Annotated in this window: 12 protein-coding genes; 7 read left to right on the top strand and 5 right to left on the bottom strand. The window is 66.1% G+C overall.

Annotated features, from left to right (window positions below; all coding sequences use genetic code 11):
• Nucleotides 1–77 precede the first annotated feature (77 nt).
• The gene (locus H143_RS0112475) at nt 78–1,397 is read right to left on the bottom strand and encodes an MFS transporter (protein WP_019938579.1); all 1,320 of its coding nucleotides are present in this window, start codon (nt 1,395–1,397) and stop codon (nt 78–80) included.
• A gap of 142 nt (nt 1,398–1,539) precedes the next feature.
• Complete coding sequence (locus H143_RS0112470) at nt 1,540–2,448, bottom strand: LysR family transcriptional regulator (protein ID WP_019938578.1); 909 nt, start codon at nt 2,446–2,448, stop codon at nt 1,540–1,542.
• A gap of 171 nt (nt 2,449–2,619) precedes the next feature.
• Between H143_RS0112470 and mdcA the strand changes: the two genes are divergently transcribed.
• The 7 genes from mdcA to mdcH are packed head-to-tail and all read left to right on the top strand — an operon-like array spanning nt 2,620 to nt 8,808.
• A complete protein-coding gene (gene mdcA, locus H143_RS0112465) occupies nt 2,620–4,290 on the top strand; it encodes a malonate decarboxylase subunit alpha (protein ID WP_019938577.1) in 1,671 nt (556 codons plus the stop codon).
• Nucleotides 4,290–5,225 carry a triphosphoribosyl-dephospho-CoA synthase gene (locus H143_RS0112460; RefSeq protein WP_019938576.1) on the top strand — a complete coding sequence of 312 codons (936 nt, stop codon included), beginning with the start codon at nt 4,290–4,292 and terminating at the stop codon, nt 5,223–5,225. The genes mdcA and H143_RS0112460 overlap by 1 nt, the downstream gene beginning before the upstream one ends.
• Nucleotides 5,212–5,511, top strand: coding sequence for a malonate decarboxylase subunit delta (locus tag H143_RS0112455; RefSeq protein WP_019938575.1), 300 nt, complete (start codon nt 5,212–5,214; stop codon nt 5,509–5,511). The genes H143_RS0112460 and H143_RS0112455 overlap by 14 nt, the downstream gene beginning before the upstream one ends.
• 12 nt (nt 5,512–5,523) lie before the next feature.
• The gene (locus H143_RS0112450) at nt 5,524–6,372 is read left to right on the top strand and encodes a biotin-independent malonate decarboxylase subunit beta (RefSeq protein WP_019938574.1); all 849 of its coding nucleotides are present in this window, start codon (nt 5,524–5,526) and stop codon (nt 6,370–6,372) included.
• On the top strand, nt 6,369–7,193 hold the full coding sequence (gene mdcE, locus H143_RS0112445; RefSeq protein ID WP_019938573.1) for a biotin-independent malonate decarboxylase subunit gamma: 825 nt from the start codon (nt 6,369–6,371) through the stop codon (nt 7,191–7,193). Before H143_RS0112450 ends, mdcE begins: the two co-directional genes overlap by 4 nt.
• A gap of 47 nt (nt 7,194–7,240) precedes the next feature.
• The gene (locus H143_RS0112440; RefSeq protein WP_019938572.1) at nt 7,241–7,876 is read left to right on the top strand and encodes a malonate decarboxylase holo-ACP synthase; all 636 of its coding nucleotides are present in this window, start codon (nt 7,241–7,243) and stop codon (nt 7,874–7,876) included.
• A complete protein-coding gene (gene mdcH, locus H143_RS0112435) occupies nt 7,873–8,808 on the top strand; it encodes a malonate decarboxylase subunit epsilon (RefSeq protein WP_019938571.1) in 936 nt (311 codons plus the stop codon). Before H143_RS0112440 ends, mdcH begins: the two co-directional genes overlap by 4 nt.
• A 139-nt stretch (nt 8,809–8,947) precedes the next feature.
• Here mdcH and prpF read toward each other — a convergent pair whose 3' ends face one another.
• The 3 genes from prpF to H143_RS0112420 form a co-directional block, all read right to left on the bottom strand.
• The gene (prpF, locus tag H143_RS0112430) at nt 8,948–10,141 is read right to left on the bottom strand and encodes a 2-methylaconitate cis-trans isomerase PrpF (RefSeq protein ID WP_019938570.1); all 1,194 of its coding nucleotides are present in this window, start codon (nt 10,139–10,141) and stop codon (nt 8,948–8,950) included.
• Between the two features lie 360 nt (nt 10,142–10,501).
• A complete protein-coding gene (gene acnD, locus H143_RS0112425) occupies nt 10,502–13,096 on the bottom strand; it encodes a Fe/S-dependent 2-methylisocitrate dehydratase AcnD (protein WP_019938569.1) in 2,595 nt (864 codons plus the stop codon).
• Nucleotides 13,096–13,806, bottom strand: coding sequence for a GntR family transcriptional regulator (locus tag H143_RS0112420; RefSeq protein ID WP_026350003.1), 711 nt, complete (start codon nt 13,804–13,806; stop codon nt 13,096–13,098). The genes acnD and H143_RS0112420 overlap by 1 nt, the downstream gene beginning before the upstream one ends.
• Between the last annotated feature and the right edge of the window lie 122 nt (nt 13,807–13,928).

The following is a 13,928-nucleotide window of genomic DNA, read 5'->3' as shown; positions in this document are numbered from 1 at the left end:
CGTTTGTGCATCTTGCAGGCCGCGGATGCGGTCCACCGCCGCGCGCGGACCTGGCCAGCGGCGGATGGAAATGACGCTTACTGAGGCAGGACCTCGCCGCGCGTCTCGGGTGCAAGCGGGATGACGAACAGGCCTGCGATGAACACCAGGGCGGTCAGGGCGACCGGCACGCCCAGCGTGCCCATGTGCAGCACCGCGGCGCCGAGCAGGAAGTTCACGCCGGCGCCGACGAAGCGCCCGACCGAGGTGCAGAAGGCGAATGCCGTCGCACGCACCCGGGTCTCGAACTGCTCCGGCAGCCAGAGGCTGAACATCGTGAAATTACCGCCGAAAAAACCCAGCACGAAAAGCAGCGTGATGAACGGCGTCAGCCCGTTGGGCAAGTAGAACGCCCAGCCGAACGAGGCGGCGATGGTGACCGCCATGCCCGCGAAATAGATTGCCAGGGTCTTGCGGCGCCCGATCGCCTCGGCCATGGGCGGCAGCGCCAGGCAGCCCAGGATCGTGCCGATCGAAAGCACGCCCGTGGCGATCGAGGCCATGCGTATCGCGTCCGGCTTGCTCATGCCGTTCTTGAGCGCGAGCTGGATGACTGCCGCCGGCTCGTAGACCGCGCCGGCCCACAGGCCGATGATGGCGACCGTGAGCAGCACCGCCGCCACGGTCGTACGCTTGACGTAGCGCGGGCTGAAGATTTCCGACAGCGGCCCCCTGCTTCGCGCGGCAGCCGGCTCGGTGCGGCTCTCGGCCTGGCGCCATTTGTCGGACTCCTTGACGCGCAGCAGCACGACGATGGAGACGATGACCGGCACGGCGCCGGTCAGGAACATGGCGCGCCAGCCGTAATGGGCTCCGATGGTGTAGTTCAGTGCCGCGGCAAGGAAGAAGCCCGTGTAATAGCCGGTCTGCAGGTAACCTGCCCCCATCTTGCGGCGATCCTCCGGCCATGCCTCGGCGACGTAGGTACCGGCCAGCGCCCACTCGCCGCCGATGCCCACTCCCGCCAGGAAGCGATACAGGCCGAGTTCCCAGATCGTGTGCGAGGTTGCCGCCAGCCCGGTGAATATCGCGAACATGAAAATCGTGGCCGCGAGCACCTTGGTGCGTCCGAATCGATCCGCGAGCGGACCCCATATGAAAGACAGGCCCCAGCCGACGAGGAACAGGGCGAACAGGATCGAACCGACCAGGCCGATCGTGGCGGGAGTCGCCTTATAACCCGAATTGGGTAGCAATTCGGTCAGCGCCGGTGCCATCACGAGCGCGTAGATCACCGAATCCATGCCATCGAGCGTCCATCCCGCCCAGGCCCCCCAGAAACCGGTGATCTGGGCCCGGGTAAGCGGTGTACGCCTGGCGCGCGCGCCAGGCGCGCCGGCATTGTCTACTGTCTCCATCATTCCTCCTTAGGGGTCTTTCGAATGCGCCGATGCATCGTCGTGCGCGTGAATCGAAACCAGGGCACAAGGCCCTAGCATGCCCGAAATTTACGAATCGGCGCCCTGCGCATCAATCAAGCAAAGCGTGCGTACATTACTATCAGAGTAACGATCCGAGCAGCCTGCATTCGGCCGAGAGCGCCAGCAGATTGGGATCGCGTTCGCGGTTGCGCTGCATGACAAGCACGATGTGCTGGTCGATGGCATAGCGCTCGGCCAGGGGAATCAATTGCACCTTGGGGCTGAAATCCGCCACGCGGCGCGGCAGCAGCGCATAGCCGACGCCACCGCTCACCAGATTCATGAGCGAGAAGATGTCGCCCACGCGCAGCGCGATCTCTGGCGCGAAGCCGGCCTTGCCAAAAGCCACCATGAAGTCGTGGTAGGTCGCGAAATCGTCGCCGAGCGCGACGAACTTCTCGCCGCGCACCGCCTGCAGGTCGATCTGGGCCGATGAGGCGTAGGGCGAATCGAGCGGCGCGGCAAAGAAAATCCGGTCGTCGAACATCGGCACGGTGAGCAGGTCCGGATTGCGCAGCGGCTCACCCAGCGCGATGATGATGGCATCGAGCTGGCCGTCCTCCAGCTTGGTCAGCAGGCTGCCGTTCGAGCCCAGCGTCAGTTCGATGTCGAGCGCGGAGCGGCGCGTCTTCAGGCCCACCAGCAGGTGCGGCAGCGTGCCCACCGTCATCGAGTAGAGGCAGCCTATCTTGAGCACCGTCGAAGAAAAGCCCGCCGCTTCACGGGTGCGGCGCACGCCGGCTTCGCATTCGTCCAGGATGCGTTCCACATGCTCGGCGAATACATAGGCGGCAGGCAGCGGGATCAGCTTGCGTCCGTCGCGCTTGAACAAAGGACAGCGCAGCCCTTCTTCCAGCGTGTGCAGCGCGCGGTGCACGCTGACCGTACTTTGTCCCATCGCTTCCGATACCCGCGCCAGATTGCCCAGCGTCATGAAGGATTGGAATACCTCCAGCTTCTTGAGCGTAATGTCTTCGTCGATTGCCATGGTTCACGTCTCCACCGCCGTGTTGGCTGCCTTCTTGCGCCGCGCCGTCCAGTCCGCGCATTGTTTCATTAACCTGGGATTAATAAAACCGCGGCTAGCTTGATTGAAGTGCCGCGACTCCCGGCATAGAGTGCAAAAGACCAAATCACTCACGGCTGGAGCTGCCCATCCATGCAAGCGATGTCCACCAACCCGGCCGTCCCGGCCCAATGGCGGCGGCGGCGCGACGAGAAGGAGCGCCGTCTGGCGGCGGTCCGGCGGATTGCGCGCGACAAGATCATCCCGAGCGGCGATATCGTCGCCGCCCTTGAAGTGCTGATCGCTCCGGGCGACCGCGTCGTGCTGGAAGGCAACAACCAGAAGCAGGCCGACTTCCTGTCGCGTTCCCTGGCCAAGGCCAGCCCCGAACGGCTGCACGACCTGCACATGATCATGCCCAGCGTGAGCCGCGCCGAGCACCTGGATCTGTTCGAGGCCGGCATCGCGCGCAAGCTCGACTTTTCCTTTGCCGGACCGCAAAGCCTGCGCATCAGCCAGTTGCTGGCAGACGGACTGCTGGAAGTGGGCGCCATCCACACCTATATCGAACTCTACGCGCGGCTGGTGGTGGATCTGATCCCCAATGTGGCGCTGGTGGCCGGCTTCAAGGCCGACCGCGAAGGCAACCTCTACACCGGTCCCAGCACCGAGGACACGCCCGCGCTGGTGGAACCGGCCGCGTTTTCCAACGGCATCGTGATCGCGCAGGTCAACGAGATCGTCGACGACCCATCCGATTTGCCGCGCGTCGACATACCCGGTTCGTGGGTCGATTTCATCGTGCAGGCCGACAGGCCCTTCTACATCGAGCCGCTGTTCACGCGCGATCCGCGCCTGATCAAGCCGGTGCATGTGCTGATGGCGATGATGGCCATACGCGGCATCTACCAGCGGCACAATGTGCAATCGCTCAACCACGGCATCGGCTTCAACACCGCGGCCATCGAATTGATCCTGCCGACCTACGGCGAGCGCCTAGGCCTGAAAGGCAAGATCTGTCGCAATTGGACGCTCAATCCGCACCCGACACTGATTCCCGCGATTGAATCGGGCTGGGTGCAAAGTGTGCACTCCTTCGGGACCGAGCTGGGCATGGAGCGCTATATGGCGGCTCGCCCGGATGTGTTCTTCACCGGCCACGACGGATCAATGCGCTCGAATCGCATGCTGTGCCAGTTGGCCGGCCAATACGCGGTGGATCTATTCATCGGCGCCACGCTGCAGGTGGACGGTGACGGGCACTCGTCCACCGTCACCCGCGGCCGCCTGGCGGGCTTCGGCGGCGCGCCCAATATGGGCCACGATCCGCGCGGCCGCCGGCACGCCACGCCCGCCTGGCTGGACATGACCGAGCCGGTGACGATGCTCGAGCGCGGCAAGAAGCTGGTCGTACAAATGGTCGAAACATTCCAGGAAGGCGGCAAGCCCACCTTTGTCGATACGCTGGATGCGGTGGCCGTGGCCAAGCAGAGCGGCATGCCGCTGGCCCCGATCATGATCTATGGCGATGACGTCACCCATTTGTTGACCGAGGACGGCATCGCCTATCTGTACAAGGCGCGCTCGCTGCAAGAGCGGCGCGCCATGATCGCAGCCGTGGCGGGGGTGACGAGCGTCGGCCTGCGGCACGACCCGGCCCGGACCGGGCAGATGCGGCGCGACGGCCTGATCGCGCTGCCCGAAGACCTGGACGTGCGCCGCACCGACGCCAGCCGCGAACTGCTCGCGGCAAAGAGCATCGCCGATCTGGTCGAATGGTCCGGCGGCCTGTACGAGCCGCCCGCGCGTTTCCGGAGCTGGTGATGCAGACACTGTCGAATTCGGCTGACCGATCTCCCCATACGCTGCCAGCCGATCCCGCGGTGCTTGCGCGCCGGTTCGCGGCACTGGTGGAGTCCGCCTTGATCGACGAGGCCACGCTCTCGCCCAAGCCCGGCCTAGTAGACATGCGAGGCAGCGGCGCGCATCACGACCTGAATTGGGCGCTGATGACGCATTCGGCGCAAACGCTGCGCCCGACATTCGAAGCCATGGCGCTGGCCGGCGCGCAGAACCAAGCGCCTTTGGCGCTGCGCGAGCGCATCGGACTGCTGGGCCGCCAAGGCGAGACCGCCATGCTGCAAGCCACGGGCGGCGTCAACACACATCGCGGCGCCATCTGGGCATTAGGCCTGCTGGTGACCGCCGCCGCGCAGATGCCGAACGAACCGGGCGCGGCATTCGTCGCCGCACGCGCGGCGCGGCTGGCCCGGATCGAGGATCGCCATGCACCTGCGCGCAGCGGACACAAGGGCGAGCGCGCCTGCATGGAATACGGCGTAGGGGGTGCCAGGGGCCAGGCCCGCGCCGGCTTCCCGCACGTTGTCGAGGCGGCGCTGCCCGCGCTGCGCCGGGCGCGGGCAGCTGGCATGCGCGAAGACCACGCGCGCATCGACGCGCTGCTCGCCGTCATGGCCACGCTGGACGACACCTGCGTGCTTGCGCGCGGGGGGATCCAGGCCTTGCGCGCCGTGCAGGCCGGCGCCGCCGACGTGCGCGCCGCGGGCGGCCTGGCGACGCCAGCGGGCCGCATTGCTTTGCGCCAGCTCGAGAAAACCATGCTGGCGCGGCATGTCTCATCCGGCGGCGCGGCCGACCTGCTGGCCGCGGCCCTGTTCCTGGACCGCCTGCCCGTCTATGCGAGCGAGGCGACCGGTTTCCAATCCGCCCACAAGGAAAGCGCATATGGAGAAGCTTGAGTTTCAGTTTGACGGCGGCGCACCCGCCGACCGGAGAGCGCACGCCGGCGTAGTCGGCTCGGGCGACCTGGAGGTGCTGCTCTTGCCCGCCGTCCACGGCCGCATCGAGGTGGCCATCACGACTTCCGTCAAAGGCATGGCGGCCACCTGGCAGGCGCAGCTTGCGCGCCTGTTCGGCTCGCGCACCTGGCCGGCGGCCCGCCTCATCATCAACGATTTCGGCGCCACGCCCGCGGTGGTATGCCTGCGGCTGGAGCAGGCATACGAAACCGCCGAGCAGGCCTGAGAGGAAACAGACATGGCGCGCAATCCGTTAGAACGAGACAGCTTCATCGAGCGCGATGCCCGCAGGCGGGCCATCGCCCTGCTCGATCCGGGCAGTTTTCGAGAACTGATCGACCCGTTCGAACAATTGACCTCGCCGTGGCTGCCGCGCCAGGGCATCGTGCCCCAGGCAGACGACGGCGTCGTGGTGGCGCGCGGCACACTCGACGGCCAGAGCGCCGTGGTGCTCGCCATCGAAGGCGCGTTCCAGGGAGGCAGCATGGGCGAGGTGTCCGGCGCGAAAATCGCGGGCTCGCTGGAACTGACGGTACAGGACAACCTTGCAGGCGTTCCGACGCGCGCCGTGATCGTCTTCGAGACCGGCGGCGTGCGGCTTCAGGAAGCCAACCTCGGCCTGGCCGCGATTGCCGAGATCCACGCGGCCATTCGTGCGCTGCGACAGCATGGCCCCGTCGTTGGCATCACGGCGGGAGTGGTCGGTTGCTTCGGCGGCATGAGCATCGCGGCCGGTCTTTGCAGCCATCTGCTGATGACGCGCGAGGCGCGCCTGGGCCTGAACGGCCCCCAAGTCATAGAACAGGAAGCCGGCATCGAGGAGTACGACTCGGGCGACCGGCCCTTCATCTGGAGCCTGACCGGCGGCGAGCAGCGCGCGGCCACCGGACTGGCCGACGTCTGCATCGAGGACGACTCCGTCGCCATCCGCGCGCAGGTTCTGGCATGGCTGCGTGCGGGCTCGCCCGCGCAGGCGCGCAGCGAGCGGATCGGCTACTACCTCGAACGGCTTGCCCAGGTTGATGCCGTGCGCCAGGCCACGGCCACGGATGTGCGCACGCTCTACGCAGCAGGGACCCCAGCATGAGCCGAACCGAACTTTCCACCCGCGGCACGACCTGGATGCGAGTCCTGGCCGGCGACGCGCCCAGTGCCGACTACGGCAGCACCGTGCAAGTGCTCGATGCCGCGCTGGCCGGCCGGCCAGCGCGCTACATCGCGGTCGTTCCCGACGCCGACAACCGCTTCGCGCGCGCGCGAAGCGGCGAGGTCGGCCTGGTCGAAGGCTGGCAGCTGGCACGCGCGGTGCATGACGCCGCGACGGCGGACGCGGGATGCGAGACCAAGCGCGCCATCGTCGCCGTCATCGACGTGGCCAGCCAGGCGTATGGCCGCCGCGAAGAGGCCTACGGCATCCATCTCGCATTGGCCGCGGCGGCCGATGCCTATGCCGCCGCGCGCCTGGCCGGACATCCGGTGATCGGGCTGATCGTCGGCCGCGCGATGTCGGGCGCGCTGCTGGCACACGGCTACCAGGCCAACCGCCTGCTCGCGCTCGACGATGCTCAGGTGATGGTGCACGCCATGGGCAAGGCGGCGGCGGCGCGCGTGACGCTGCGCTCGGTCGCCGACCTGGAGCGGCTTGCGCAGGATATCCCGCCCATGGCCTATGACATTGCCAGCTTTGCCTCACTCGGGCTGCTTTGGCGACTGCTCAAGGTCAGTTCGGCTGATGCTCCCGAGGCGAACGACGTTCAGGTCGTGCAGGCCGCGCTTGCGGCAGCACTGGCAGATATTGCCGCGGACCCGTCGCGCGGCCTGGAAAGCAGACTGGGCGCACCGCTACGCGAGGCTTCGTCGCAGGTGCGCGAACGCCTGCGCGCGCAATGGAACGCGTCGGCGCAATAATCGCCCGAGCCCCCCCAGTCCCCGATGCGGCAAAGGAAAACGGCGCCATGACACACGGGTTGCTGCGCGCGCACGATTTGCTGTATGCGGCCGGGATGCCCCGGACCCTGAATGACGCGCCCCTGCCGGATTGGGCGCTTCAGGCATGCCACAAAGAGGCTCCCATGGTCGTGCGCCGGGCGCCGCGTGGCGCCGACGGCGCCATCGCGGTGGGCCTGCGCGGCCAGGTGCGACATGAACGCCTGGCGGCATTCCTTGCACGCAATGCCATTACTCGCGTGGCAACACCCGAAATGCTGGCCGCCAGGGCGAGCGCCCTGCCGCACGACGCGCCATTCGCGGCACTGCGCACGCTGCGCGCACTCGCGCCTGGACTCGATGCGCTCGGCTGGGCCTGGGGGCCGACCGGCGGCGTCGGATTCTTGCTCGCCAGCGGTCTGCCCGTACTGTGCACGGACAGCGACCTGGATCTCGTCGTGCGCATGGCGCACGCGCCATGCGCCGCACAGCGTGAACAGCTTGTGCGGATGCTGGAGCAAACCGAGTGCCGCATCGACCTGCAGATCGATACCGGCCGCGGCGGCTTCGCGCTGCGCGACTGGCTGGCCTGGCCCCACCGGACCCTGCTCAAGACCGATTCCGGCCCGAGGCTGGTCGCGGACCCGTGGAACGACCAGGCATGAGCGTACTGTTCATGTTTCCCGGCCAAGGCAGCCAGCGCGCAGGCATGCTGCACGCGCTGCCGCAAGATCCCGCGGTGGCGCAAACGCTTGCCGAAGCGGGCGATGCGCTGGATGTTGATCCGCTCGATCTCGACACCGAGCGATCCCTGCGCTCGACCGTCGCCACACAACTCTGCCTGGCGATCGCCGGTGTGGCGACCGCGCGTGCGCTGATCCGGCAGGACGCCGCGCCGGACATAGTCGCCGGACTGTCGATCGGCGCATGGCCCGCGGCCGTGATCGCGGGCGTGATGGACTTGCACGATTCGCTTCGGCTGGTGCGCCTGCGCGGACAGCTCATGGAAGCGGCCTATCCCAGCGGCTACGGCATGGCGGCCATCGTCGGCCTGGCCGAACCCGAAGTGAGCGCCGTCGTCTCGCAGGTCCATCAGGCGGCGAGTCCGGCCTACGTGGCCAATCTGAACGCCGAGCGGCAGATCGTCGTGGCCGGCAGCGACGCCGCGCTGGCACAGGTGATGGCGCTCGCCCTGGCCCGGGGCGCATCCGCGGCAACCCGGCTATGCATGGCAGTGCCTTCGCACTGCCCACTGCTGCAGGCGCAGGCACAGGAACTGGCGACAGCCGCGGAAATGGTCGCATCGCAGGCACCGAGGCTCGTGTATGTCAGCAGCAGCCGCGCGCGGGCCTTGCTGCGCGCCGACCTCATCGTCCTGGATCTGGCCTGGAACATGGCGCGGCCCGTGCTGTGGCACGACACGCTCAGGCATGCGTTCGAGCGCGGCGCGCGCCTTGCTGTGGAGATATCGGGAAACGGCTCTTTGACGCGCCTGGCCCGCGATGTCTTTGCGCAAGGCATGGTACTCGATGCGGGCAGCGGACTCGATGCGGTGCGTGTACGCATACAACGCGAGCAGCGCGACGATCCCGCGTGAGTTCAAGCCGATGAATCCGGGCCGGCCGGCCCACATGGCTCGGCAGATACCGCAGTTTGTGCGCATCCGGCCCAGGCGGGAAGAAGGCTACGAATAGAGCTGGTCATGCATGCGAACCTGCATCGCGCATCGGAAAAGATCAGATCAAGGTCTGCAGCGGCACCCTCACCCATCCTTCCATCAGCACGCGCGCGCTGCGGCTCATCAGGGCCTTGCCGACCCCCCACTGCCCGTCGATCAGTCTGGCTTGGGCTCCTACGCGCAGCGTGCCCGAAGGATGGCCGAAGCGCACCGCATTGCGCTCGCCTCCACCCGCGGCCAGGTTGACCAGCGTGCCGGGGATCGCAGCGGCCGTGGCGATGGCAACCGAGGCCGTACCCATCATGGCGTGATGCAACATGCCCATGGACATGGCGCGCGCGAGCACGTCGACGTCCTGGGCGGCGATCTTCTTGCCGCTGGAGGCCGTATAGGCGGCCGGCGGCGCGACGAAGGCGACCTTGGGCGTATGCTGGCGGCTGGCGATCTCGTCCAGCGACTTGATAAGGCCCATCTTCAATGCGCCATAGGCGCGGATCGTTTCGAACCGCTTGAGCGCTTGCGGGTCGCCGTTGATGTCGCCCTGCAGCTCGGTGCCGGTATAGCCCAGGTCCTTGGCATTGAGGAAGATGGTGGGAATGCCGGAATTGATCAGGGTGGCCTTGAAAGTGCCTACGCCGGGCACCTCCAGGTCGTCCACCAGATTGCCGGTGGGAAACATGGCACCCCCGCCCTCGCCCTCGTCGGCCGGATCCATGAATTCGAGCGGCACTTCGGCGGCCGGAAAGGTCACACCGTCCAGCTCGAAATCACCGGTCTCCTGCACCGCACCCTCGGTAATGGGCACATGGGCGACGATGGTCTTGCCGATATTGGCCTGCCAGATGCGGATCACCGCCGTGCCGTTCCTGGGCACGCGCGAGGCGTCGACCAGGCCGTTGGTGATCGCAAATGGACCCACCGCGGCAGTGAGGTTGCCGCAGTTACCGCTCCAGTCGACAAAGGCCCTATCGATGGCGACCTGGCCGAACAGGTAGTCGACGTCGTGATCGGGGCGCTTGCTCTTGCCGATGATGACTGTCTTGCTGGTGCTGGACGTGGCCGCGCCCATGCCGTCGATCTGCTTGCCGTAAGGATCGGGGCTGCCGATCACGCGCATCAGCAATGCATCGCGCGCGAGGCCGGGCACTTGCGCGGCCTCTGGCAAATCGGTGAGCTTGAAGAAGACGCCTTTGCTGGTGCCGCCGCGCATATAGGTAGCGGGGATTTTGATCTGGGGTGCGTGGGGGGGCATGGAATTTCCTGGTTTGGGTTCTTGAACCGTTTGTTTTGTCGGGGTGGGGAGTGGGGAGCAGGCCTGCTCCCCACTCCCCACCCCGACAAAACGAACTCCATCGAGAATTGCAGTTGCATAAAAAACCACTCGTATATCGTGTGACAGCCTTGATGGGCTGAACTGCTGGAAGTCGGACGGGGCGCGCTGCCTGAACCCCGCAGGGGCGAGTTCGCACCCGGCCCGCCTTTTTACTCGGACGATGGTCGCGGCCCCGTCCAGGGGCCGCGTCAGCCGACCAGGCCGCAACGCACTCGCCTCAGCGCGACCCCTCCGACGTTTCAAGAACCCAAACAACAGCCCTTACGCAAACACAGCAAACTAAGTCCGCGCAGCCTCGAGGAAGTCCTGCGCAAAGCGCTGCAAGACCCCTCCCGCCGCGTAGATCGACACTTCCTCGGCCGTATCGAGGCGACAGGTGACGGGCACCTGCACCGTCTGGCCACTGCGCCGATGCACAACCAGCGTCAGGTCCGCGCGCGGCTGGGGTTCGCCCACGACATCGTAGGTTTCGGTGCCGTCCAACTCCAGCGACCTGCGATTGACCCCCGGCTTGAACTCCAGCGGCAGCACGCCCATGCCCAGCAAATTGGTGCGATGGATGCGCTCGAAACCCTCGGCCAGAATGGCCTGCACGCCGGCCAGCCGCACGCCCTTGGCGGCCCAATCGCGCGAAGATCCCTGGCCGTAGTCGGCCCCCGCCACGATGATGAGCGGCTGCTTGCGGTCCATATAGGTTTCGATGGCTTCCCACATGCGCATGACCTTACCCTGCGGCTCGACGCGCGCGAACGAGCCCTTGATCACGTTGCCCTGAGCGTCGATCGCCATCTCGTTGAGCAGCGTAGGGTTGGCGAAAGTTGCACGCTGAGCCGTAAGGTGATCGCCGCGGTGCGTGGCGTAGGAGTTGAAGTCCTCTTCCGGCAGGCCCATCCTGGCCAGGTATTCGCCGGCGGCGCTGTCGGCCAGAATGGCGTTCGATGGCGAGAGGTGATCGGTGGTGATGTTGTCGCCCAGAACCGCCAGGGGCCGCATGCCGCGCAGTGCGCGCTCGGCGGCCAGTGCGCCTTCCCAGTATGGCGGGCGGCGAATGTAGGTGCTTTGCGGGCGCCAGGCGTACAGCGGATCGGTCGCCACGCTGCGCGGGTCATGTACGGCGAACATGGGTTCGTAGACCTTGCGAAAGTGCTCGGGCTTGACGGACTTGGCCACCACTGCATCGATCTCCTCGTCGGTGGGCCAGATGTCCTTGAGGCGGATGTCCTTGCCCGAGGCATCCTTGCCCAGCACGTCCTGCTCGATGTCAAAGCGAATGGTGCCGGCGATGGCGTAGGCCACCACCAGCGGCGGCGAGGCCAGGAAGGCCTGCTTGGCGTAAGGGTGGATGCGCCCGTCGAAATTGCGGTTGCCCGAGAGCACGGCGGTGGCGTAGAGATCGCGCTCGATGATCTCTTGCTGGATCTTCGTATCCAGCGCGCCCGACATGCCGTTGCAGGTGGTGCATGCAAAGCCCACCACGCCAAAGCCCAGTTGTTCCAGCTCTTGAGTCAGATCGGCTTCGTCGAGATACAGCGCAACGGCCTTGGAACCCGGCGCCAGTGAGCTCTTGACCCAGGGCTTGCGCGTCAGGCCCGCACGATTGGCATTGCGCGCCAGCAGGCCCGCCGCGATCACGTTGCGAGGGTTGCTGGTATTGGTGCAGCTGGTGATGGCGGCGATGATGACCGCGCCGTCGGGCATCTGGCCCGGCACGTTCTCGACCTTGCCGCTGATGCCGCGCTCGGCCAGCGCCGATACCGGCAAGCGACGATGCGGGTTGGACGGGCCGGCCAGCGTGCGCACCACCGCCGACAAGTCAAAGCGCAGCACGCGCTCGTATTGGGCATTCTTGAGCGTATCGGCCCACAGTCCCGCCGTCTTGGCATAGGTCTCGACCAGCCTGACCTGCGCGTCCTCGCGGCCGGTGAGCTTCAAGTATTCGATGGTCTGCGGATCGATGGCGAACATGGCCGCCGTAGCGCCGTATTCCGGCGCCATATTGGAGATGGTGGCCCGGTCGCCCAGCGTGAGACTGGACGCGCCTTCGCCGTAGAACTCGAGATAGGCGCCCACGACTTTTTCGCGGCGCAGGAATTCGGTCAGGGTCAGCACAATGTCGGTGGCGGTGATGCCGGGCTGGCGGCGGCCGGTGAGTTCCACGCCAACGATGTCGGGCAGGCGCATCCACGAGGCGCGGCCGAGCATGACATTCTCGGCTTCCAGGCCGCCTACGCCCACGGCGATCACGCCCAGCGCATCCACATGCGGTGTGTGGCTGTCGGTGCCGACCAGCGTGTCGGGATAAGCCAGGCCGTCCTGCGCATGCACCACCGGCGACATGCGCTCGAGGTTGATCTGATGCATGATGCCGTTGCCCGGCGGCACCACTTCAATATTGCGAAAGGCCTGCTTGGTCCAGTCGATGAAGTGAAAGCGGTCCTCGTTGCGGCGGTCCTCCACCGCGCGGTTCTTGGCGAAGGCGTCGGGATCGAAACCGCCGTATTCCACGGCCAGTGAATGGTCGACGATCAGTTGCACCGGCACCACCGGATTGACCTGCGACGGATCGCCTCCCTGCTCGGCGATGGCATCGCGCAGACCGGCCAAGTCCACCAGCGCCGTCTGGCCCAGGATGTCGTGGCACACCACGCGGGTCGGAAACCAGGGAAAATCCAGGTCGCGCCGGCGCTCGATGAGCTGCCCGAGCGCATCGCGCAGCAGCGCGGGATCGCAGCGCCGCACCAGGTTCTCGGCCAGCACGCGCGAGGTGTAGGGCAGACCGTCATAGGCGCCCGGCGAGATCGCGTCCACGGCCTCGCGCGCATCGAAATAGTCCAGCTTGGTGCCCGGCAGGGGCTTGCGGTATTGGGTGTTCATCATGCCTCGGTACGCTGCAGGTCGGCCTGCGCGATTTCACGTTCGATGTTGAGATAGGACGCACGGATATGCCGGCTCATCAGCAGTTGCGCAAGTTCGCCGTCGCCGTCGGCGATGGCATCGAGTATGCGGTGATGCTCGGCATAGACCTGGGGCGGCCGGTTGGGTGTGCTCGAATACTGGATGCGGTACATGCGAGCCAATTGATAGAGGTCTTCGCACAGCAGGCGGAACAGCATCTGGTTGCCGCTGCCCTGCACGATGCGGTAGTGGAAATCGTAGCCGCCCTCCTGTTGATAGTAGCCGCGCCCGGCCTGAAAATCCGCGTCGCGCTCATGGGCCAGGAGTACCTGGCGCAACGCGTCGATGGCTTGCGGCGACATATTCTGCGCCGCCAGCCGGCAGGCCATGCCTTCGAGCGATTCGCGGATCTGGTAGAGCTCGTTGAGCTCCTGGCGGCTGAGCGCCACCACCCGCACGCCCGCATGCGGCACACGCACCAGCAGCCGCTGGCCTTCCAGCCGATGCAGCGCCTCGCGCAGCGGGCCGCGACTGATGCCATAGGCGCGCACCAGCTCGGGTTCGGAAATCCGGCTGCCCGGCGGGATATCGCCTTTGACGATGGCCGACTGGATTTGCCGAAACGCATGGTCCGACAAGGTCTCGCCTTCGGGGGCCGGGGAAAGCGGCAACGTAATCACTTTACTCATTTTGTCGACGATTTTTTGTTTTTTATGAAAAAACAATAGATCAATGCGAATTTTTTTGCAATATCGTCGACGATTTTCCGGAAGCCAACCCGCCTACAATTGCGCAAATCCACTTCTAGAGG

This window comes from Bordetella sp. FB-8 (assembly GCF_000382185.1).
Taxonomy (GTDB): domain Bacteria; phylum Pseudomonadota; class Gammaproteobacteria; order Burkholderiales; family Burkholderiaceae_B; genus Bordetella.
The sequence above is the reverse complement of the archived record's forward strand: the minus strand, read 5'-3'. Positions and strand labels throughout refer to the sequence as shown.

Bases quoted from the DNA above. Each gene is read 5' to 3' on its own strand.
- mdcA (WP_019938577.1), top strand. From the start codon at position 2,620: ATGCAAGCGATGTCCACCAACCCGGCCGTCCCGGCCCAATGGCGGCGG.
- H143_RS0112460 (WP_019938576.1), top strand. From the start codon at position 4,290: ATGCAGACACTGTCGAATTCGGCTGACCGATCTCCCCATACGCTGCCA.
- H143_RS0112470 (WP_019938578.1), bottom strand. From the start codon at position 2,448: ATGGCAATCGACGAAGACATTACGCTCAAGAAGCTGGAGGTATTCCAA.
- acnD (WP_019938569.1), bottom strand. From the start codon at position 13,096: ATGAACACCCAATACCGCAAGCCCCTGCCGGGCACCAAGCTGGACTAT.
- H143_RS0112420 (WP_026350003.1), bottom strand. From the start codon at position 13,806: ATGAGTAAAGTGATTACGTTGCCGCTTTCCCCGGCCCCCGAAGGCGAG.
- H143_RS0112475 (WP_019938579.1), bottom strand. From the start codon at position 1,397: ATGGAGACAGTAGACAATGCCGGCGCGCCTGGCGCGCGCGCCAGGCGT.
- mdcE (WP_019938573.1), top strand. From the start codon at position 6,369: ATGAGCCGAACCGAACTTTCCACCCGCGGCACGACCTGGATGCGAGTC.
- H143_RS0112440 (WP_019938572.1), top strand. From the start codon at position 7,241: ATGACACACGGGTTGCTGCGCGCGCACGATTTGCTGTATGCGGCCGGG.
- mdcH (WP_019938571.1), top strand. From the start codon at position 7,873: ATGAGCGTACTGTTCATGTTTCCCGGCCAAGGCAGCCAGCGCGCAGGC.
- H143_RS0112455 (WP_019938575.1), top strand. From the start codon at position 5,212: ATGGAGAAGCTTGAGTTTCAGTTTGACGGCGGCGCACCCGCCGACCGG.
- H143_RS0112450 (WP_019938574.1), top strand. From the start codon at position 5,524: ATGGCGCGCAATCCGTTAGAACGAGACAGCTTCATCGAGCGCGATGCC.
- prpF (WP_019938570.1), bottom strand. From the start codon at position 10,141: ATGCCCCCCCACGCACCCCAGATCAAAATCCCCGCTACCTATATGCGC.